The 21,008-nt window shown below is 45.1% G+C and carries 20 protein-coding genes; 10 read left to right on the top strand and 10 right to left on the bottom strand.

The window, feature by feature from the left end; all coding sequences use genetic code 11:
• Position 1: 1 nt before the first annotated feature.
• Both tsaE and HF888_RS14660 read right to left on the bottom strand, forming a co-directional pair.
• Positions 2 to 463: a tRNA (adenosine(37)-N6)-threonylcarbamoyltransferase complex ATPase subunit type 1 TsaE gene (tsaE, locus tag HF888_RS14655; protein WP_007018346.1), complete on the bottom strand. Its 462-nt coding sequence runs from the start codon at positions 461 to 463 to the stop codon at positions 2 to 4.
• The gene (locus HF888_RS14660) at positions 460 to 1,980 is read right to left on the bottom strand and encodes a bifunctional ADP-dependent NAD(P)H-hydrate dehydratase/NAD(P)H-hydrate epimerase (RefSeq protein ID WP_007018347.1); all 1,521 of its coding nucleotides are present in this window, start codon (positions 1,978 to 1,980) and stop codon (positions 460 to 462) included. Before HF888_RS14660 ends, tsaE begins: the two co-directional genes overlap by 4 nt.
• A 24-nt stretch (positions 1,981 to 2,004) precedes the next feature.
• Between HF888_RS14660 and queG the strand changes: the two genes are divergently transcribed.
• The 5 genes from queG to HF888_RS14685 all read left to right on the top strand — a co-directional run bounded on the left by queG (position 2,005) and on the right by HF888_RS14685 (position 7,443).
• Positions 2,005 to 3,147 carry a tRNA epoxyqueuosine(34) reductase QueG gene (gene queG, locus HF888_RS14665; RefSeq protein WP_007018348.1) on the top strand — a complete coding sequence of 381 codons (1,143 nt, stop codon included), beginning with the start codon at positions 2,005 to 2,007 and terminating at the stop codon, positions 3,145 to 3,147.
• Between the two features lie 199 nt (positions 3,148 to 3,346).
• Positions 3,347 to 4,552 carry a glycine betaine/L-proline ABC transporter ATP-binding protein ProV gene (gene proV / locus HF888_RS14670; protein ID WP_007018349.1) on the top strand — a complete coding sequence of 402 codons (1,206 nt, stop codon included), beginning with the start codon at positions 3,347 to 3,349 and terminating at the stop codon, positions 4,550 to 4,552.
• The gene (proW, locus tag HF888_RS14675) at positions 4,549 to 5,490 is read left to right on the top strand and encodes a glycine betaine/L-proline ABC transporter permease ProW (protein ID WP_007018350.1); all 942 of its coding nucleotides are present in this window, start codon (positions 4,549 to 4,551) and stop codon (positions 5,488 to 5,490) included. Before proV ends, proW begins: the two co-directional genes overlap by 4 nt.
• A 30-nt stretch (positions 5,491 to 5,520) precedes the next feature.
• Entirely contained in the window at positions 5,521 to 6,549 is a 1,029-nt protein-coding gene (proX, locus tag HF888_RS14680; protein WP_007018351.1) for a glycine betaine/L-proline ABC transporter substrate-binding protein ProX, read from the top strand.
• 162 nt (positions 6,550 to 6,711) lie between these two features.
• The gene (locus HF888_RS14685; protein WP_007018352.1) at positions 6,712 to 7,443 is read left to right on the top strand and encodes a hypothetical protein; all 732 of its coding nucleotides are present in this window, start codon (positions 6,712 to 6,714) and stop codon (positions 7,441 to 7,443) included.
• 20 nt (positions 7,444 to 7,463) lie between these two features.
• Here the strand turns inward: HF888_RS14685 and HF888_RS14690 are convergent, their stop codons facing one another.
• Positions 7,464 to 8,621 (bottom strand): M14 family zinc carboxypeptidase, encoded by a 1,158-nt coding sequence (locus tag HF888_RS14690; RefSeq protein WP_007018353.1) that lies wholly within the window; start codon positions 8,619 to 8,621, stop codon positions 7,464 to 7,466.
• 168 nt (positions 8,622 to 8,789) lie between these two features.
• Between HF888_RS14690 and HF888_RS14695 the strand changes: the two genes are divergently transcribed.
• A complete protein-coding gene (locus tag HF888_RS14695; protein WP_007018354.1) occupies positions 8,790 to 9,263 on the top strand; it encodes a LabA-like NYN domain-containing protein in 474 nt (157 codons plus the stop codon).
• Positions 9,264 to 9,325: 62 nt separating this feature from the next.
• Here HF888_RS14695 and orn read toward each other — a convergent pair whose 3' ends face one another.
• A complete protein-coding gene (gene orn, locus HF888_RS14700) occupies positions 9,326 to 9,883 on the bottom strand; it encodes an oligoribonuclease (protein ID WP_007018355.1) in 558 nt (185 codons plus the stop codon).
• A gap of 118 nt (positions 9,884 to 10,001) precedes the next feature.
• Between orn and rsgA the strand changes: the two genes are divergently transcribed.
• Positions 10,002 to 11,027: a small ribosomal subunit biogenesis GTPase RsgA gene (rsgA, locus tag HF888_RS14705; protein ID WP_007018356.1), complete on the top strand. Its 1,026-nt coding sequence runs from the start codon at positions 10,002 to 10,004 to the stop codon at positions 11,025 to 11,027.
• A gap of 5 nt (positions 11,028 to 11,032) precedes the next feature.
• Here rsgA and asd read toward each other — a convergent pair whose 3' ends face one another.
• The 3 genes from asd to HF888_RS14720 form a co-directional block, all read right to left on the bottom strand.
• On the bottom strand, positions 11,033 to 11,872 hold the full coding sequence (gene asd / locus HF888_RS14710; protein ID WP_007018357.1) for an archaetidylserine decarboxylase: 840 nt from the start codon (positions 11,870 to 11,872) through the stop codon (positions 11,033 to 11,035).
• A 34-nt stretch (positions 11,873 to 11,906) separates the two neighbouring features.
• Positions 11,907 to 12,731, bottom strand: a complete 825-nt coding sequence (locus tag HF888_RS14715) for a sulfurtransferase (protein WP_007018358.1) — start codon at positions 12,729 to 12,731, stop codon at positions 11,907 to 11,909.
• A 65-nt stretch (positions 12,732 to 12,796) separates the two neighbouring features.
• Complete coding sequence (locus HF888_RS14720; RefSeq protein ID WP_165837039.1) at positions 12,797 to 14,365, bottom strand: HDOD domain-containing protein; 1,569 nt, start codon at positions 14,363 to 14,365, stop codon at positions 12,797 to 12,799.
• A gap of 111 nt (positions 14,366 to 14,476) precedes the next feature.
• On the opposite strand from HF888_RS14720, the gene motA reads away from it, so the two are divergent.
• Genes motA through HF888_RS14735 form a run of 3 tightly spaced genes read left to right on the top strand, consistent with a single transcriptional unit; the run spans position 14,477 to position 17,066 of the window.
• Complete coding sequence (gene motA, locus HF888_RS14725) at positions 14,477 to 15,328, top strand: flagellar motor stator protein MotA (RefSeq protein WP_007018360.1); 852 nt, start codon at positions 14,477 to 14,479, stop codon at positions 15,326 to 15,328.
• Between the two features lie 15 nt (positions 15,329 to 15,343).
• The gene (gene motB, locus HF888_RS14730; protein WP_007018361.1) at positions 15,344 to 16,354 is read left to right on the top strand and encodes a flagellar motor protein MotB; all 1,011 of its coding nucleotides are present in this window, start codon (positions 15,344 to 15,346) and stop codon (positions 16,352 to 16,354) included.
• Between the two features lie 46 nt (positions 16,355 to 16,400).
• Positions 16,401 to 17,066, top strand: a complete 666-nt coding sequence (locus HF888_RS14735) for an LON peptidase substrate-binding domain-containing protein (protein ID WP_007018362.1) — start codon at positions 16,401 to 16,403, stop codon at positions 17,064 to 17,066.
• A 30-nt stretch (positions 17,067 to 17,096) separates the two neighbouring features.
• Here the strand turns inward: HF888_RS14735 and rlmB are convergent, their stop codons facing one another.
• The 3 genes from rlmB to HF888_RS14750 form a co-directional block, all read right to left on the bottom strand.
• Positions 17,097 to 17,837 carry a 23S rRNA (guanosine(2251)-2'-O)-methyltransferase RlmB gene (gene rlmB / locus HF888_RS14740; protein ID WP_007018363.1) on the bottom strand — a complete coding sequence of 247 codons (741 nt, stop codon included), beginning with the start codon at positions 17,835 to 17,837 and terminating at the stop codon, positions 17,097 to 17,099.
• A 9-nt stretch (positions 17,838 to 17,846) separates the two neighbouring features.
• Positions 17,847 to 20,360 carry a ribonuclease R gene (gene rnr / locus HF888_RS14745; protein ID WP_007018364.1) on the bottom strand — a complete coding sequence of 838 codons (2,514 nt, stop codon included), beginning with the start codon at positions 20,358 to 20,360 and terminating at the stop codon, positions 17,847 to 17,849.
• A gap of 72 nt (positions 20,361 to 20,432) precedes the next feature.
• Positions 20,433 to 21,005, bottom strand: a complete 573-nt coding sequence (locus HF888_RS14750) for a hypothetical protein (protein WP_007018365.1) — start codon at positions 21,003 to 21,005, stop codon at positions 20,433 to 20,435.
• Positions 21,006 to 21,008: the final 3 nt, after the last annotated feature.

The following is a 21,008-nucleotide window of genomic DNA, read 5'->3' on the forward strand; positions in this document are numbered from 1 at the left end:
ATTACGACCATGCTCCCAATTGTTGCTCCCCTTTTTTTGTTAACGCTTTACATGTCATACAGCGTCCATCCTGCCACTGAGTCAGCTGTACTTCGATATCTGCTTCCGGCAACACTCCTGCGCCTTTCTCGGGCCATTCAATTAAGCACAATGTATCGTCGGTAAAATAATCGCGCACACCCATAAATTCCAGTTCTTCAGGGTCAGCTAAGCGGTATAAATCAAAATGATATACCTTTCTAGTACTTAATTCATAGGGTTCAACCAGGGTATAGGTAGGGCTCTTCACGCGTCCTTCATGTCCCATGCCTTGAATAATACCGCGGCTCCAAGTCGTTTTGCCCATCCCTAAGTCACCTTGCAAATGTATCACCAAGCCGGACTTTAATTTTTTTGCTCCAAGGTCACACCACGCTAGCATGGCGTCCTCGTCTATAAAGTGTTCTGTTAAGGTATCGCTCATGGCAATAAATTTCCTAACTGCTTAATAAGATCGCTGGCCAACAAGGCATTTTCGCCTGTTTTGGCTGCTTCATCCGCTGCGGCACTGTGTAGGCAAACCGCGCTGGTCATTAGCTGCTGCGAAGCCTCTGGCAAATCGTGGCTAGCCTGTGCCAAGAAACTGCCGCTAATACCACTTAATACATCTCCCATGCCACCACTGGCCATACCTGGATTACCATCCGCGCATACACTAATTTGCTCACCTTCACACACTAAGCTGCCATTGCCTTTCAAAACAGTGGTAGAGTGATAACGGATTGATAACTCATGGGCCGCCTTAAAACGGTCCGCTTGTACATCTTTCACGGTGCAACCAAGCAACCTTGCCGCCTCACCCGGATGTGGGGTCATTACACTGGTACGTTGATTTAGATTGTGTTGTATGAAACCTTGGGCAATTAAATTGAGCGCATCTGCGTCCAAAACAATAGGCTGCCTAGTAGCAAAACAGGCTTGCAACAGGCTTTGCCCCCAAGCGCTTTGTCCCAACCCAGGCCCGACGACCACTGAGTCCGCTTGACTCAGCAACATGCCTAATTCTTGACCAGAATCGACACCTAACACCATGGCCTCTGGATAATGGGATAAAACCGCGTTTACATGCTCACGACGAGTGGCCACACTGACTAAACCTGCGCCAGAGCGTAACGCACTGCCTGCGGCAAGAATGGCAGCACCTGCAAATCCAATATCACCACCAACAACAAGTACATGACCAAAGTCGCCTTTGTGACTATCTAGCTCTCTTTTCTCAAACCATTTTAGCGAAGCACAAGCTCGCCAAGAACTGAGAGACACTCTATAGTCTTGCTGCGCAACGTGAGGGCCTAGATTTTTAGGAACCGATAAGGGCGCCAATCTCACCTGACCACTGTAAATTGCCCCCTTAGCTGTGAACAAACCCCGCTTATAGGCAATCATGGTAACGGTAAGTTCCGCCTTAACTGCTGTACCCATGATGGCTCCAGTACTGCCATTGATTCCAGACGGCACATCCACAGAGAGCACAGGAATCCCTGAATTATTGATATCATCAATCGCGTCTCGATAGGCACCTTCTACATCACGCTCTAAGCCGGTTCCCAATAGCGCGTCTACGATAATACAGCCCGCTTGGAACTGAACGCATTGCCGAGAATACATAGAGATCATAACGCCTGCAGACTTCGCAAGCTGTGCGGCCTTGTATGCTGAGCCTTGTAACTCGCTGGGGGCTTTGAGTGCTATAACTTCTGCGTCAATCTCATGATCTTTCGCTAACTTAGCTATTACATAGCCGTCACCGCCGTTATTACCGGCACCAGCATAAATGACAAGCTTAGAGACGCTGGACCATTGATTAAGCAGAGCAACAAATGCCGCTTCGCCAGCTTGCTGCATTAATTCAAACCCATCGATACCTTGGTGCTGGGCATGGCGATCCATATCAGCCACTTGCGGTGCGCTGTAAAGAGATATTCCTTGTGTATTGGGCATCGCTCTACCTTGATAGCTGTTACAATGCCGTCATTATACCTGTTGAACCCTTGCACCACTAACCTCATGACGCAAACTCCGGATTCCATTTCTAACATCGATTGGCACCAACTCACTGCACAAATAAAGCAATGGGCCTACGAGCTGGGTTTCGCACAGGTCGGCATCACAGATGTGAACATGGAGCAGCACGCAAAAGCGTTAAAAGACTGGTTAGCAAAAGGCTACCATGGCGAAATGAGCTATATGGCAGACCATGGAAACAAGCGCTATACACCAGATGCGCTGGTTCCAGGAACATTGCGCATTATCTCAGTACGCATGAATTACATGCCTGAGGATGTGCAAACACTTGAGATCCTAGATCATCCTAGCAAAGCTTATATAAGTCGTTATGCACTGGGTCGTGACTACCATAAATTAATTCGTAAGCGCCTAACTCAGTTAGGTAAACGCATAGAGTCATTATTCTCTCAATTGTCGAATGATGTTGCTTATCGGGCATTTGTCGATAGCGCCCCCGTGCTTGAACGTGGTATCGCGCAAAAAGCAGGCTTAGGCTGGATCGGCAAAAACGCTATGTTAATCAACCCCAAAGCAGGAAGTTATTTTTTCTTGGGCGAGTTATTCACTAACCTGCCTCTGATTATGGATGAGCCCTATGACGACATGAATTGCGGAAGTTGCACCGCTTGCTTTGCTGCCTGCCCCACTGACGCAATTGTAGATAATCATGTAGTGGACGCACGAAAATGCATTTCTTATCTCACCATTGAATTGAAATCCAGTATTCCAACCGAACTGCGCAGTAAAATCGGAAACCGTATATTCGGTTGTGATGATTGTCAGCTTTGCTGCCCATGGACAAAATTTACGGACAATACACAAGAAACAGATTTTACACCGCGCCATCAATTAGACGATGTGGAATTACTTGAGCTTTTTCATTGGGATGAATCCACTTTTTTACAAAAAACAGAGGGCATGCCACTGCGCCGTTCCGGTTTTGAATTATGGCAGCGAAATATCGCAGTTGCGCTGGGCAATGCAGCGCAAAGTGAACATATCATTCAAGCACTCGAAGAAAAGCGTGCGAACTCAACTGAAATGGTCCAAGAACACATCGACTGGGCAATTGAGCAGCAAATCGCGAAAAGAAAACAATAATCTAATTCGCTATATCCGCCGTAGTAATGATGTGAAACCTATATTTTGGTCATAAACCGACCGAACTGGTTTTATATTTATAGCAATGCTAGTGTATAAAATAACCAAATAATAAAAACTTATGGCATGTTGAGACAATGTCTAAAAATGTGCATACGCCCCACCTGATTTATATTCACTACACCCCAAAGGCGGTGAGATGAAAGCCAAGTTATCTGTACAACATCTATATAAAGTGTTCGGTAAACATCCGAAGAAAGCCTTGAAAATGGTTGAGCAAGGTAAAAACAAAGATGAAATTTTCGAAGCCACCGGTCAAACCGTTGGTGTCAAAGATGCCTCTTTCGATATTTATGAGGGCGAAATATTCGTCATAATGGGTTTATCTGGCTCTGGAAAGTCCACAATGGTGCGTATGCTCAATCGCTTAATCGAACCGACGGCGGGCAAAGTATTATTGGATGACATTGATATAGCAAAACTCGATGATGAAGAACTTCGTCAAATGCGGTTGCATAAAATGTCCATGGTTTTTCAATCCTTTGCACTCATGCCTCATTTAACAGTTCGCCAAAACGTCGCTTTTGGCTTGGACTTGGCAGGTGAAGTATCCGAACAAGAAAAAAATCAACGGGCTAGTAGTGCGCTAGATCGTGTTGGTCTTTTAGCCAATGCTGATTCTTATCCAAATGAATTAAGCGGAGGTATGCAGCAACGTGTTGGTTTAGCTCGCGCGCTTTGCATCAACCCAGACGTATTATTAATGGACGAGGCATTTAGTGCACTCGACCCACTCATTCGTACCGAAATGCAAGACGAATTACTGCGCCTACAAAACGAAGACAAGCGTACTATCGTCTTTATCTCTCATGACCTCGACGAAGCCGTACGCATTGGTGATCGTATCGCCATCATGCAAGGTGGTGAGGTTGTACAAGTGGGCACACCGGATGACATCATCAATAACCCTGCTAACGATTATGTACGTTCGTTCTTCCGAGGTGTCGATGTCACATCGGTATTAAGTGCGAAAGACATTGCCCGTAAAATGCAAAAGACATTAATCAAACGCACGACGGATTCCGGTGTCGGCGCTGGCCTTCAATTATTACGTGATAACGATCGCGAGTTCGGTTACGTGGTAGAACCCGACAATACCTTTGTAGGTGTCGTATCCGTGGATTCCCTTAAACAAGCTCAAAAAAACAATAGGCGCATTGAAGAAGCGCTATTGGAAAATGTAAACGCAATACAAGGAAATATTCCACTGGGCGATCTCATTGGTGAAGTTGCTCAAGCACCATGTTCGCCACCTGTGATCAACGAAGACGGAAAGTTTTTAGGCGCCATTAGTAAAACTATTTTACTCGAAGCATTAGATCGTCAAACGGAGGAGCTAGCATGAGTGATGGCAGTGCATGGGGAACCAGCTCCCAAGAAGATACCAGTTATTTAGCGCAAAAAGATACCAACCAAGTGAAAGAGTTCGATTGGATGGAACCCTTTGATGTTGATGGTGGAATCGTGCCTTTAGATAGCATGGTAGACACCGCGATCAATGCCATTGTTCCGGTCTTGCGTCCTGTCTTTCAAGTGATTGCACAACCTATTACATGGTTTTTAAACGCAATCGAATCCTTGTTATTAGTTATTCCCGCCCCACTTATTATCATTGCTTTAGCAGCGTTGGCATGGAAGCTATCGAATCGCCGTATTGGTATCGCCACTCTGTTTGGCTTGCTGGCGATTGGTTTAATTGGTGCATGGGATCAAGCAATGACTACACTATCATTGGTCATTACGTCGTTATTTTTCTGTATTCTAATTGGATTGCCTATGGGGATATGGTTATCCCGAAGTGATAAAGCCGTGTCCATTGTCCGGCCGATTCTTGATGCTATGCAAACCACGCCAGCATTTGTCTATCTCATTCCTATTGTCATGCTATTTAGTCCCGGCAAAGTTGCCGGTGTCATCGTCACCATCATCTTCGCCGTACCACCAATGATTCGCTTAACTAATTTAGGTATTCGCCAAGTACCAGAAGACTTAATCGAAGCTGCACGAGCATTTGGTACTAGTCCCAAGCAACTGCTCTTCAAAGTACAACTTCCCCTAGCATTACCTACGATTATGGCTGGGGTAAATCAAACGTTAATGTTAGGGCTATCCATGGTGGTCATTGCGTCCATGATTGCCGTACCCGGTTTAGGCCTTATGGTTTTACAAGGTATTGGCCGCAACGATATCGGTATCGCCACTGTAGGCGGATTAGGCATTGTAATTTTAGCTATAATTTTAGATCGGATCACACAACATATTGGCGGCAGTCGCCAGTCTTGAGACATAAAAAACCATACCGAGGAGCACGACATGATCAATATGAAAAAACTGATACTGCTGCCAGCTCTAGCTGTGACCCTTTGGGGTTGTAGCGAGCAAGAGTCAGAGAGTAATGCAGTCACCTCATCGTCAGAGATGCCGGGTAAAGGTGTCGAAGTAAAAGGCTTCCATAGCCCGATAGCAGAAGAAAAATTTCAGACCATCATCATTAACCGAGCATTAGAAGCACTGGGCTATGATGTACAGCCAATTCAAGAAATCGATTACAGCGCCGGATATACAGCTATTGCTCAAAATGATATTCAATGGACGCCTGTAAACTGGGATCCCCTGCACAATGAAATGTTTAATAATGCTGGGGGTAATGAAAAATTTTTTAAGAAAGGTTACTACATCGTTGGCGCAGCACAGGGCTATTTAGTAGATAAAGCCACAGCGGAAAAATACAACATTGATACGATAGATGACTTAAAAGATCCTGAGATCGCTAAATTGTTTGATGTTTCCGGTGACGGCAAAGCAGACTTAACAGGTTGTCAGCCTGGATGGGGTTGTGAAAAAGTCATTAACCATCAATTGGATGCATTTGATTTACGCAATACAGTAAACCATGTTCAAGGCTCTTATGCCGCTATCATTTCTGACACGATTCAGCGCTACAAAGCAGGAAAGCCCGTGGTCTACTACACGTGGACTCCATATTGGGTTTCCGGAGTGCTAATCCCTGGTGAAGATGTGGTTTGGTTAGAAGTACCTTACTCTGCGCATCCTCAAGGCATTGATACAGAACTGGCTAATGGCAAAAACTATGGCTTTAGCGTAAATAGCGAACGAATCGTCGCCAACCTTGAGTTTGCCGAGGCAAACCCCGCCGCCGCGAAGCTATTTGAAATCGCGTCGCTTAATATTAATGCGGTGTCAGCTCAAAATAAGTTGATTGCCGATGGTGAAAATACGGTTGCAGATATTAATCGACACGTCGATAACTGGATTAAAAAGAACAAAGATACATTCAATAGTTGGTTAAAAGAAGCTCGAGAAGCAGCCGTACAACAGTAAAGTAATTAAGCAGTCACTTACTCCACGGAGAAAGCACGATCTATGATCGTGCTTTTTTATTGCAAAAAAACAATAAGATTGCGCAAAACATCTAATGCTTTATACCAATTTACCTTAACTTATGCTTTTGACTGAATAGCCATATTTCCCAGTTGAGAAACTATGGATATTTTCTTTCAAGATCCGACCTATTACTTTTTGCAGGCTTCTTATTGGCAGCTTGTGTTCTCCCTTTGCGGAATATGGTTTTTACTGGATGCCTTTGTTATGGCGTCACTAAAAGGCCCACATCGCGCCGAGCGCAGCCACTATTTATTAAGTATCGCTGCCGTCATCGCGTATATCGTTTTCTACCAATTCGATAGTGAAGAATTCCGTAACTTGTGGATGCAAACCTTAATGGCACTTTATTTTTATGATGTTGCTATTATTTTGCGTGATCGCGAGTCATTAAAACCCAGCTATCGCCAGTTCTATTTAATTCATCATGGAGTTAGTTTTTTATTGTTTGCCTTATGGCATGTGAGCTTCATTCCTTTCACTGAAGCCATGGCTTTGGGCGCTTTATTGTGGGTAAGCAGTGATGTGTGGCGTTGGGCGGAACAATATTGGCGATTAAGTGGACACGTATCCAGCGAACAATTAAAAGATATTGTGTACTATTTAGAGCGAGGCCACAGAGTCTTTGCTTATGGGTTATATCTGGTTATTTTGGAATTTCAGTTCACTCATTCATCAGAACTGGTATTACTTGCTAGCGGAATCCTGATGGATGCTATTGATACCTGGTTCCAGCGCAGAGTTAGGCATTATCGTAAACAAAAACAAATACGTAACACTGAAAGTTATAACGCCAATAAACATGATGTGATCATTCATGATAAAGCCGCATAGACATTCACTATGACAAAACATCAGCCCGACTGATACCACATAGCATGAGCAACTTGCTCCATAGCATACCAGTTATCACCTTGTGGACACCATTCATCAAAGTTGCGAGTGGCAGACAACATGAAATCCAATAACCCTAAATGCTGACGCATTACGCGGGCGTGTCTATGAGGCACCATGGGGTGAAACAAACCACTAAAACTCAGTAGCTGCACAGGACGTTTTTTAACCCAATTCCAAGAACCCATTTCCAATGTGATTGGAAGTAGACGTTTATTTAATTTCTGACATTTTCGGTGAAAATAATCCCAAACATCACCATGGGTTAAATAGCGAATACTTTGTGGTTCAAATATATATCGGTGGTGAGGATAATTACGCTCCCACAATATTTTCAACGCCATATAAATCGCCACGTCATTGATCGGTTGTTTACGAAATGCATACGGTATCCACAACTGATCACGCAAACCAAAGCCACTATGAATATCCAGTGCGATAACCGTTTTATTTTCTGCTGTAATCGTATCAATTACGCTTTCCAGCACACTAAACTCTTTCTCTGGTGCAATCCCATGCTTACCGCGATACCAAGGCAACCATGAACTAAAACGCTGACCACCCACCAAAAATGAAGGGCTGTCTTCTGCATCAATAGGCGCATGACGATTGATATCCACCCCATTGGGATTCGCTCGCGTATTTTTATACATGCCTCCTGGGTTAACCATAGGCATAATTACCAAAGCAACATCTTCATCAAACTGGCTACGCCACAATTTATCCCAACGTAAGCGTTGAATCAGGCTTTGCATCCAGGCCAATAGCGCTTGTGTTCCGATACGCTCTACTCCATGCAAACTAGCACTAATGAAAAGGATATGATCTGCCTTTGACACATTACCCAAGGTTAACAAGGGAATCGGTAACGCTATATTCTGAACGCGAATCCAATCTAAGATCTTAACCTGCATCATACCCAGAGACTGATCTAGCAACTTATCCAGCTGAATCAACTCAGGCACATGTTGACGAAGTGTATCTTTGTTTTTATGAATGTAATTTTGCAAGGCTTCATAATCGTCTTTGTCGTCAAAAATCGTTTCTATTGAAAACAATGACGCTTTGGGAGGCACATTAGGTTGATTGGTTTGGTCTATCGCGTCCTTCACGGTCATAGTAGCAGCCATCCAAAAAAGGCAGGTAAATAGCCTAATCAGTCTAGCGAAATTACATTCAAATAGCCGTCGAAAAACATGACTGCAATAAAAAATTCACAATCCATAGGTGAGCTAGGATGACTGTGCTAGTCTGTCAGCATCGTCATATCCACTAGTAGACAGACTATGAAACACATTGCTGTATTTGCCGACGTGCAAAACATTTATTACACCACGCGAGATCGCTTCAAGCGCTCATTTAATTACAAAGCGCTAATAGAACAATTAAAAAATGAAGGCGTCATTGTACAAGCTCATGCCTATGCCATTGACCGCGGCATTGATAGTCAGATCAAATTTCAGGATGCCTTACGCAATATGGGTTTTGACGTTCATTTAAAACCCTTTATCCAACGACGGGATGGCAGTGCGAAAGGCGATTGGGACGTGGGCATAACCATTGATATCATGGAAGCGGCAAAAGACGTAGAGGAAGTAGTGCTACTAAGTGGTGACGGTGACTTTGCAATTTTACTTGAACACATCCGCGATCACTATCAAACCACCAGCAAAGTCTATGGCGTAGAGTTTTTAACCGCCAATGGCTTAATAAAGAGTTGCGATGTATTTAGGGACATTGATGAATCATTGCTGATATAGCCGTGATAAAAAAGGCGATTACTTTGCAGTAATCGCCTTTCTTTTTAACTTACCTGTGCGGCTTAAATGCTCATCAAGTGCTCGCGGTAATAGCGCAGCTCTTCAATGCTTTCACGAATATCATCCAGCGCTTGATGTGCACCCTTTTTCTGTAAGCCTTTTAGTTTTTCTGGAGCCCAACGGCGAGCCAATTCTTTTAGCGTGCTCACATCCAAATTGCGATAATGGAAGAAGTCTTCTAGCTCAGGCATGTACTTGTTCAAGAATCGGCGATCCTGATGCACACTGTTGCCACACATAGGGCTGACACCTTTACCCACATACTGCTGTAAAAAGGCGATGGTTTGCTTTACCGCTTCTTGCTCATCAATATCACTTTCTTTCACACGTTTAGTTAAACCAGAATTGCCATGAGTGCGTGTATTCCACTCGTCCATATTGTTCATCAAGCTATCAGGCTGATGAATGGCCAAAACCGGGCCTTCCGCCAATACATTGAGCTCGCTATCTGTAACAATGGTGGCGATTTCGATAATGCGATCTTGTGCCGGCTCTAGACCCGTCATTTCAAGATCGATCCAAATTAAATTGTGCTTATTGAGAGTTTCTTTTTCAGACATGAGATTTCCTTGCAGCGCGCATACTTTCATTTTAGAGCAGTTCTCTGCGTATTCACTGAATTTGCGCGGTTTGTCAGATATAATCAGGTAATTTGAACACAAAACCGATTATTAATACATGGCAAAGCGCAAGCTCAACAAGCGTCAGGCGTGGCGAGTAAAGAAGATTCAAGCGGAACGTGAAGAACGTGCCAGCAAAAAAGAATCTCAAATACACCACGAGTTAGAAGGCGGAGACCTGGGCCCAGAGCAATCTGGGCAAGTCATCAGCCACTTTGGCACCCAAGTTTTAGTGGAAAACGCCACTGGTGAACGCATGCGTTGCTATATGCGTACCAACCTAGGTGGTTTGGTTACCGGCGATAGCGTCGCCTATCGTGCTGGCAATGAGCAAGGCGTGGTCGTCGCTCGCACAGATCGCCAAAGCGAACTGCAGCGCCCTAATATGTATGGTGAGCTGAAAACCGTTGCCGCCAACATTAACTACCTCGTTATTGTTATCGCCCCCGAACCCCATGCCCACCGCAATCTCATTGATCGCTATCTAGTGGCGGCAGAAATCAGTGGCATCGAACCCGTCTTATGCTTAAACAAGATCGATTTACTCAACGACGACAATCGAGAACATTTTGCAGAGCTGATTAAAGATTACAGTGAAATAGGCTATCGCTTTATTGAAGTCAGCAGCAAACTGGATAATGGTCTGGCACCATTGTCAGCGCTGTTAAAAGATCGCATCAGTGCATTTGTGGGTCAAAGCGGTGTGGGTAAATCCAGTATTATTTCTCAGTTATTGCCCGATGAAGATATTCGTGTTGGCGATCTTAGCGAGCAAACTCGCAAGGGACGTCATACCACTACCAATGCAACACTGTTCCATTTCCCCAGTGGCGGCGATTTAATTGATAGTCCTGGAATTCGAGAATACGGTCTATGGCACATGGAGCCGGAAGATATTTTACAAGGCTTTAAAGAGCTACAGCCGTTTGCGGGACACTGTAAGTTCCGCGACTGCAAACACCAAGCAGAACCGGGTTGCGCCATTAAGCAAGCCATAAAGGATGGACAAATTAGTCAACGTCGCTTTGAAAGCTATCAGCAAATTATAGCCAGTCTCGGCGACGTTAACGTCAGAGGTGTATAGGCCAATTAATCGGCGATGCCTTGACCCATTTTCAATGGCGATTCCGCTTTGATCTCGTCATTAAAATCAATGGTATCCGGTGGGAAGCAAAGGATCACGGTTGAACCTAACTTAAAGCGTCCCATTTCATCACCTTTCTTCAGTCGAATTTCTCCACCATCGTATTTCTGAACCTGAGCTTTTTTCGGTAGTGGGCAAACCTGACCAGACCATACCGTTTCGATACCCGCTACGATCATGGCGCCCACCAAAACCATGGCCATAGGACCGTGTTCGGTTTCAAACATACACACAAGGCGTTCATTGCGCGCAAATAATCCATCCACACCTTCCGCTGTGGCAGGGTTTACACTGAACAAATCACCCGGTACGTAAACGGTTTCCTTCAATACGCCATCACATGGCATATGCACACGGTGATAATCTTTTGGTGATAAATAAATCGTGGCGAAATCCCCTTTCATGAAAGGTTCGGCACGTTCAGCGTCACCACCTAGTAGTTCATTCACACCAAAGTCACGACCTTTCGCCTGAAAGCAACGGCCCAACTCAATTTCACCAAGTTGGCTAACGGCACCATCTGCTGGGCTAACAATTTTGTCGTCAGAAATGGGACGCGCACCGTCTTTCAATGCGCGCGTAAAGAAATCGTTAAAGGATTTATAAGCACGCAAGTCTTCTTCCAATGCTTCGTCCATATTGACGTCGTATTTGGCAGCAAACTTTTCAATAAAGGTATTTTTAATCCAGTTAATCTCAGTGCTTGCAAACCATCCCACAAGACGGGATAGCGAATGCTGAGGCACCAAGTATTGGCTTAATACAAATAGATCTTTTTTATTCACTCAGTTAATTCCAATATATTGCTAAATTAATTCGTTACGGCTGTTCGCCAGTATTAATTGGGGTGCTTTCGTCGTTGCCCCACTCACTCCAAGAACCATCATAGGCCTGCACCGGCCAACCCAATGCTTTGCAAATCACATAGGTTAATCCAGAGCGTCTATGGGTCTGACAATGGGTGGCAATGGTTTGTTCGCCATTAATCCCCATATCCATCAATTCTTGCTTGATGCTATCTAGAGGGCGCAAGCGCATATGGGCATTCATGTCTAAGGCTCGGCTGAACTCATAACTACGGGCTCCGGGTAAATGACCACCGCGAGCGCTTACGGCTTTTTCACCCGTATATTCTTGATAAGAACGGGCATCCCATATCTGAATTTGATTCTCTTGAATCGCCTTCAACAATTCATTTTTCGTAATGCTTACACTGGTATCAATCTCGCCTACGGTGTAATCACTGGCTTGAGGCTGAGCCGATTGGCTTTCCACTGGCATCTTTTCTGCCAACCAAGCGTGAATACCGCCATTCAAAAAGCTGTAATCGCGATGACCAATACTATCCAATACCCAAATCATGCGCCCCGCCCAAGGACCACCATCATCGTCATATACCACAACATGTGTATCAGGGGTCAAACCTAAGCGGCTGAATAGCAGACTTAACTGCTGTGCTGGCGGTAATTTACCTGGCGCCGGTTTGGTACCTAGCTGAATATCCGCCGGAGGTACGTGTACCGCGCCAGGAACATGAGCCTGTTGATAGGTTTCGGCTTTGCCTAAATCAATAATGAGCAATTTCTGAGACGCTTGCATTGCAGCTTGCAAGTCCTGTGGCTCAATAATCAATGGTAATGCCATGCGTAACCTCTTTTATGGGATTGGCGCTATTCTAAACAAGCTAAGCGAGAGTGTCAGGTAATCTTTTACGATGATCGCTGCCGAGCGAATGCCCCTAACGCATGACTTGCCCCTTGGCAAATGGTTTTAAAGGCCTTGTACTCTTTTTCAGTAAGAGGGGATTCACCGCCTGTGGTATCGGCATAGACCACACCAATGGGCTTGTCGTTAGCGAACAAACTCATGGCCATAAAGTCCTTTTGACCAAGTGTCATGACGACGTCAGAAGACAACATGTTCTGCGCCTGTCGATAGTTGCTTTTATCAACTTTAAAGCTGCTTTGATGATTAAGCAGCTTCGAAAATAATCGATTTTTATCTAGGACGATCTTCAAGCTTCGAATAGGGCTTTCTTTGCTAACCCCTTGGCAATAAAGCGGACGCAACGCCGAACCATCTTTATTTAAGACACAAACAAAAACCCGCTGCATACCCAGACCTTCATATAAAGCCCGGTTAGTTGTTAACAAGATATCATGGATGTTTTCGAAGTCGCTCACTTGTTGCCTAAATTTAGTGACTAACTCTTGAATCAGGTCGACATTGGCCGCACGAGGTTTTTCTACCTTGGGCACCGTTTTTTTAGGTTTAGCAACCACTGCATCCTGAGCCTGCTGTACACAATCTACTGGACGTCGAATGAAAGGTGTCTCAGGTGTATAACTCCAAACCAACGAATACGCAGGTAAAAAACCATCGACCATAGAAAACTCTCGACTATAGGCAACTGCAATTTGATGATGCTGTTGATAAGCCTTGAAAAGAGGCTGGTTACTGAGATGGGCAAGCATGATATGAAACATTTGATTGCGCCCGTGCCACCAGCCCAGTTCTTGTTGTTGTGACAAGCGCTGCAAAATGGAGAGCAAGGTTTCTGGCTTACGCCAAAGATGTCGAAGAGAAGCGTCTTCATCCATAAACTCGCGATAATTATCCTCCGCTAACATGGCCCACTGTTTCGTATCCGGCAGTTCCGCCCGCTCTAGAGAGTGTTGAGCCAGATTTGGCAGTCCCAATTGGCGACCCGCTATGCGCACGATGTCCTCCAGATGAGAACCGAACAATTGTTGCTCTACGGTTTGGTGGTGCTTGCCCTCTACCCATACTTGCCATTGCCACTGCCGCATTTTCTGATAACCAATGCGCCATAGTCCCCAGTAAGGAGCGCCCGCCAATATGGCAGCCCACTTTAAGCGCTCGGGATTACCAATATGGCATTTCTGCCCCCAATGTTCTGCCAAAAAACCTGACAAACCACTGCTGATTTGCGCTTGCACATAGGCTCCACGAAATGCGTCTTTGGCGGGGGTTTGAATCTTGGGTGCCTTTTTCACAATATCAATAATGCCCTGCATACCCAAAGTAGACATGACATGATTCAAGCTCAACACTTCGGCATCATCAGACTGAGTTACGCGATTGGCCGCGCGGAACAGATGCAGACACAAAGCGGGATCTCGGGCCACCGTATGGGCCATATCCGCCAATGACGCTTGCTCTTTGATTTGTTTGGTTAACAGTTTGGCTGACGCCTTCTGCACTGGCAGGGGAGTTGATACTAACTTCTCCACCCATTGCCGGGTTCCATTTGCCATTTTTGCATTCATGTATTTGTGGAATATGATTTTCTGACCTTTAATTAACTTTAGTTCATGTTGAAAGGTTTTGGCTCAGGGATGTAGGAATGAGCCGTTAAGGGAAGACGCATGCTATTTTTCATTGGTATGGCCGTGGTCATTTGTAGCGTAATTTTTGGCTACCTTGGCGCGCACGGTGTATTACTTGCCCTCTGGCAACCCTATGAATTCATTATCATTTTAGGGTCTGGCATTGGGGCCCACATCGTTAGCAACCCCGGTGGTGTGCACAAAGACGTATTCAAGATGTTGCCGCAGGTAATTACTGGCGGTAAAGCTAATAAAGCCATGCATATGGATTGTCTCAGTCTCATCTACGACATTCTTAACAAGAGCCGGAAAGAAGGCATGATGTCCATCGAAGCCGATGTGGAAAATCCACAAAGCTCTGGAATTTTCTCTAAATATCCGGCCATTCAGCAAAATCATCATCTTGCCGATTTTATTGCTGACTATTTTCGTCTAATTGCCGCAGGTAACATGCAAGCTCATGAACTTGATGCCCTCATGGATATGGAAATCGATACGCGCATGCATGAACTGAGTCAACCGGGTAGTGCCATTCAAAAAATCGCTGACGCCATGCCCGGTTTTGGTATCGTTGCAGCAGTATTAGGCATCGTCATAACCATGGGAGCCATAGATGGCCCAATGGAAGAAATCGGTAAACACATTGCTGCCGCATTGGTGGGTACTTTCTCCGGTGTGCTATTTGGCTACGGTTTTTTTGGCCCCATCGCATCCAAAATGGAGCACATCGCTCACGAAGAGATCAAGCTATATGAAAGCGCTAAAGCAACCATAGTAGCATCCGTGAACGGTCTGCCACCTCAGCTAGCAGTAGAGTTTGGTCGTAAAGTGTTATTCGCCCATGACCGCCCAACATTCAGCGAGTTGGAAAGTAAAGTTCGGGCTCGCTAAGCCCTTTGAGGTCTTATGGACAAGTTTGATCAACAACAGATCATCATCAAACGCGTAAAAAAAGGTGGCCATGGCCATCATGGTGGCGCATGGAAGGTAGCGCTTGCTGACTTTGCCATGGCGATGATGGCCCTCTTCCTGATCTTATGGCTAATCAATAGTTCAAACCAAGAAGAAATCGAAGCCGTTGCAGGTTACTTTAATGATCCTGCCGCATATGAAGATGGCAACAAAGTGCCGAGTAAATGGGTCATCGACTTAGGCGGTAGCCCCAGTGTGCAAGACAACGTAGCCGTCAGCGAAACCGTAGATCCCACCAAAGTTTTGCAAGCCGAAGAGATTGAAAGTGCCGCCGAAGCTATTGAGCGAGCACGCTTGGAGTCATTGCAATCCGAGGTCATGGATAAAATCAATGCCAGTGCCACACTCACTCCCTACAAAGATCAGTTAAAAGTGGATATCACGCGGGAAGGCCTACGTATCCAAATCGTGGATAAAACCAATCGCCCTATGTTTAACCCAGGAAGTTCGCGTTTAAAATATTATGCCGAGGACATTCTTTACGAAATGGCGCCTATCTTACAAGCGGTGCCGAATCGAATTTCAATTACAGGCCACACCGACAGCTCAGGTAGCGCCAATCCATGGGATACGGGTAACTGGGAGCTTTCAGCCGGTCGCGCTAACGCAGCTCGTCGAGCTCTTGCCGATGCGGGACTGGACAGTGAAAAAATCGCGCAGGTGGTGGGTATGGGCGATAAGGCGCACTTTAATATCGAAGACCCAACCGATCCGGTGAACCGCCGTATCGCCATTGTTGTATTGAACAAACGCACCGAACAAGCCATTCAGTCTCGTGCCGGTGGGTATATTCAAGAAGCGGGCGCTGCCGTTAAAGAAGAAGAACGCGATGAGGCCATCGGTCGCACAGGAACTATACTAGAGGAACTGCAACAACGTCGCGAAAGTGAGAATAATCCATACGACTCGCCACCACCCGACGTGGACGAAGAAGCATTCTGGTAAAAACTGGCAGTCATCTATTATCCAACACTTACCGTATAGAGGTAATATGAATGATGAGAAATTAGTCGATATTGCCCTCTTTCCCATACCGGAATGTGCTGTATTTCCAGGCACTGTTTTTCCGTTGCATGTGTTTGAGCCTCGATATCGTACTATGGTCAAACACTGCTTAGACAACAACTTACCCCTTGCTGTTTGTCACACTGAAAAGCTACTGCATGAGCATCAACCGGAGCAAGACATCCGAGAAGCCTTACAAAGCAATCAAGATACCTATAAACCGTATGCCGTTTTTGGTGCAGGTCACTGTAAATTAGTAGATACCACGACAGACGGACGCTTATTGATAAACGTTTTAATTGAAAAGCGTTATGAATGGGTTGAAGAAGTTCAAACATTGCCATTCATGATCGCGAAGTGCCGCTTGTATAAAGACAAGCCCATGAGCGAAAACGAACACGAAGAAGCATCGCAACTGCAAGATAAAATATTACATCGCTTAATGGCATTGAGTGGCGGTGACCCCAGCATAAATGATCGATTAGCCTCATCAGAATGGGTGGATATGCCAGTAGAGGAATTTAGTTTTAAACTGTTCTCTGTGATTCGCATGAATGGCGACGTACAACAAGCCATTTTAGAAATGCAATCGCCGCGTGATCGGCTTAAAGTGTCCCTAGATACATTGAACCAAATCAAGCAATCGCCTTAGCATAGATTGATCAATTTGGGTCAGTGTAAATTACGACGATTGACGCTGACGCACGGCTTCAAATAAGCACACACCGGTTGCCACAGAGACATTCAGGGAACTCACATCGCCTGCCATAGGAATGTTAATCAAATGATCACACGCTTCTCGAGTCAAACGGCGTAAACCTTTTCCTTCGGCACCCATGACGATGGCAATCGGACCTTTTAAATCCGTTTTAAAAACCGATTCGCTGGCTTCTCCTGCTGTGCCATACAGCCAGATTCCACGCTCTTGAAGTTCTTTCATGGTACGGGCAAGATTCGTCACCTGATAAAACGGCACTGATTCAGCAGCACCGCACGCTACTTTGCTAACGGTTGCAGTCAAGCCCACTGCTTTATCTTTTGGAGCGATCACACCATGCACACCCGCTGCATCCGCTGTGCGCAAACAAGCGCCTAAATTATGTGGATCCGTCACACTATCCAAGACCAATAAAAAGGCCGGCTCATCTAAACTATCAAGCTGCTGTAACAATTGATTTTCGTCTTTCGATTGAACAGGCTTTGCTCGCGCTATCACACCTTGGTGGTTGCCTTGGGCACGATCGTCTAGCACGGTCTTTTTAACCGCTTGTAAATTAATACTGTTCTTATTAGCTAACTGAACAATATCCATCAAGCGCTCGTCGTCACGACCTTTTTGTAAAAAGATTTCGCGAACCCTTTCTGGACTGCGCTTTAGCAAATTTTTAACGGCATGGATACCAAATACAATTTCGTCATTCATTTTCGGTTACTACTTTTTCTTCGACTTCTTGCTTTTTTTAGCCGCGCTTTTCTTTTTATTGAGCTTTTGTCGTTTGCTAGGTTTTTTCTTTTTGCTAGCTTGCTTAGCTTCTTCCATTAAAGCCTTTTTCTTACTGCGACTATGCTCAATCACCTCTTTCTTATCACTGTCAGACACTGCACGCTTACGCACACCTTTGGCTGACTTGCTCGATGATTTCTTCTTCGGTTTAAAGCGCTTAACACTGCTACCATCCACCAGCTGAAAATCAATCTTGCGATCATCAAGATCTACTCGACTGACAATCACTTCCACTGTGTCACCCATGTGGAAACGCTTGCCTGTGCGTTCGCCTTTCAACACCATGCGCACTGGGTCAAAATTATAGAAGTCACTATCTAAGTTGCTGACATGCACGAGACCCTCTATGAAAAGCTCATTTAATTCAACGAACAAACCAAAGTTGGTAACCGAGCTCACCACACCAGTAAATTGATCACCAATATGACTGCGCATATATTCACATTTAAGGAAGTCGGCCACATCACGGGTAGCATCATCTGCGCGGCGTTCCGTCATTGAGCATTGCTCGCCTAGCTGCAATAACACTGTGGTGTCGTATGGATAAATGTGCTTTTGCGGAATCGGTTTAGCGCCATCCACTCGACGAATGTGTTTTAGCAAAGCTTCATCATCTTTTGTACTGCGAATTAAGCCGCGAATAGCACGATGCACCAATAAATCAGGATAGCGACGAATCGGCGAGGTAAAATGTGTATATGCGGGAAACGCTAAACCGAAGTGGCCTTCGTTATCAGGCTGGTACACTGCTTGGCTCATGCTACGTAGTAACATGGTTTGGATTAAGTGCGCATCAGGACGATCCTGCACCTGTTGCAATACCTCTGCGTAGTCTTTGGGTGTGGGCTTCTCACCACCACTTAAGATAATGCCAAGCTCGTTTAGATACTGTTTTACGTTTGCCAGTTTTTGTTCAGTAGGACCTTGGTGTACACGGTACAGTGAAGGCATACCCTGTTTTTCTAAAAAGCGCGCTGTCGCCACGTTGGCAATCAGCATGCACTCTTCAATTAACTTATGGGCGTCATTGCGTACTACCGGTACGATATCTTCAATCTTGCGCTCGCTGTTAAAGATAATCCGTGTTTCAGTGGTTTCGAAATCAATAGCACCGCGCTCTGTGCGAGACTTACGCAAAACTTTATATAAGCCGTGTAGGTCTTCCAATTGCGGAACGATATAGTCGTATTGCTCTCTTAATTGCTCACGCTCTTCCATAGCTGCTTCGTTTTCTGAGTCTTCACTCAGGATCTTGCCTACTAAGTTGTAGGTTAAGCGAGCATGACTATGCAAAATGCCTTCATAGAATTTATAACCACTTAGGCGACCTTTTTGGCTGATGGTCATTTCACAAACCATGCAAAGGCGATCCACTTTAGGTTTTAGAGAGCATAATCCATTACTGAGTTTTTCTGGCAGCATAGGCACCACAAACTCAGGGAAATAAACACTATTACCACGGTTTTGTGCTTCTATATCTAACGGTGTATTCACACCCACATAATGGCTAACATCTGCGATCGCCACGTACAGGGTATAACCCTTAGTCTTAGGATTGTATTTAGCATACACAGCGTCATCAAAGTCTTTTGCGTCTTCACCATCGATAGTCACTAACGGCAAGTCACGTAAATCGATGCGCTGGGCTTTGTCTTTTTCTTCTACTTCATCAGGAATGGCTTTGACTTGATCTAAAACTGCTTGATTAAACTCATGGGGAATCTCATGGCTACGAAGGGCTACATCAATTTCCATACCTGGTGCCAGATGATCACCTAATACTTCTGTAATTCGTCCAATAGGATTCTGTCGGTTATCAGGTTGCACTAGAATCTCGGCCACCACAAACTGACCATGCTGCGCATCTTTCATGTCCTGCTGATTGACAAGAATCTCTTGGGTAATGCGACGGTTATCAGGTACCACATAACCTGCCTCACCTTGCATGTAAAAACGTCCCACGATTTGATGCGTATTACGCTGCATAATTTCGACAATGATGGCTTCGCGCTTACCTCGGTTATCACTCACTTCGCGCACATTCACTTTATCGCCATCAAACACTTTACGCATTTGCTTCTGACTTAGATGAAGATCACTACTGCCGTCATCTGGTATGACAAAACCATAGCCATCTTTATGCCCTTGAATCCGACCTTGGATTAATTCGGCCGCACTAATGGGCATAAACTGACGACGACGGTTCTCAAAAAGTTGCCCATCACGACACATAGCAATCAGTCGACGACGTAAGGCTTCAATTTGTTCATCGTCTTGCAGATGGAATTCTTCTACCATTTGCCAATGGGTTTGGGGAGTATTGATCTTTTCTAAGTGGGCTAAAATCGCCTCACGGCTCACGATAGGATTGTCATATTTGCCAGCTTCACGCTTGGCGAAAGGATCTTTGATAGTTTTGTTGCTCTTTTTTGTTTTACTCATGGGGCCGATTATACACGCTTATGCGTCAAACACCTTGCATTTAGATGAAATTTTTAAGGATGTGACAGCGTATTATTCACTACTTTCTTCATCATCGCGACGTTGGCGTAATTGTCGACCTTGACGCTGTACCACATGCTGAATCAAGATCTCTTGATAGGCTTGATTCATCTCTACAAAGTCCAAACGAATGAGATAGGCATCTTGCTCATCTTCGGCCTCTGGATTGTCACTAACCGCAGCCACGTACGCCTTGGTTCGTACGAGTTCATGATGGGGCTGAAGATACAGATTAACCATAAGAGCCTGATTAACATCAAGTTTTTCCGACCAAGTAAAGGCCATCCCACAAGCACTGATATTGGCGCTTTTCATGGTTGGATGGTTTTCGTGTAAATTCTCACTCGAGCGCAATAAATTGATCTTTTGGTTCATTAGATCTAGCACATGAGCTAATTTAGGGGATTGCGCACGAACATCAACCATGGCGTGACGCAGCTGCACTTCTAAACTCATGTGGTATTCTCGCGTATCCTCGTCCATTTGCTGATGATCAGGTTCAACCTTTTGCAAATCATCCACCAAGGTAAAACTCAGTGCAATCTCATCATCAATACGAAAATAACGCCGACGTTCCTGCTGCATTCA

The sequence above is a fragment of the Bermanella marisrubri genome (assembly GCF_012295615.1).
GTDB lineage: Bacteria > Pseudomonadota > Gammaproteobacteria > Pseudomonadales > Oceanobacteraceae > Bermanella > Bermanella marisrubri.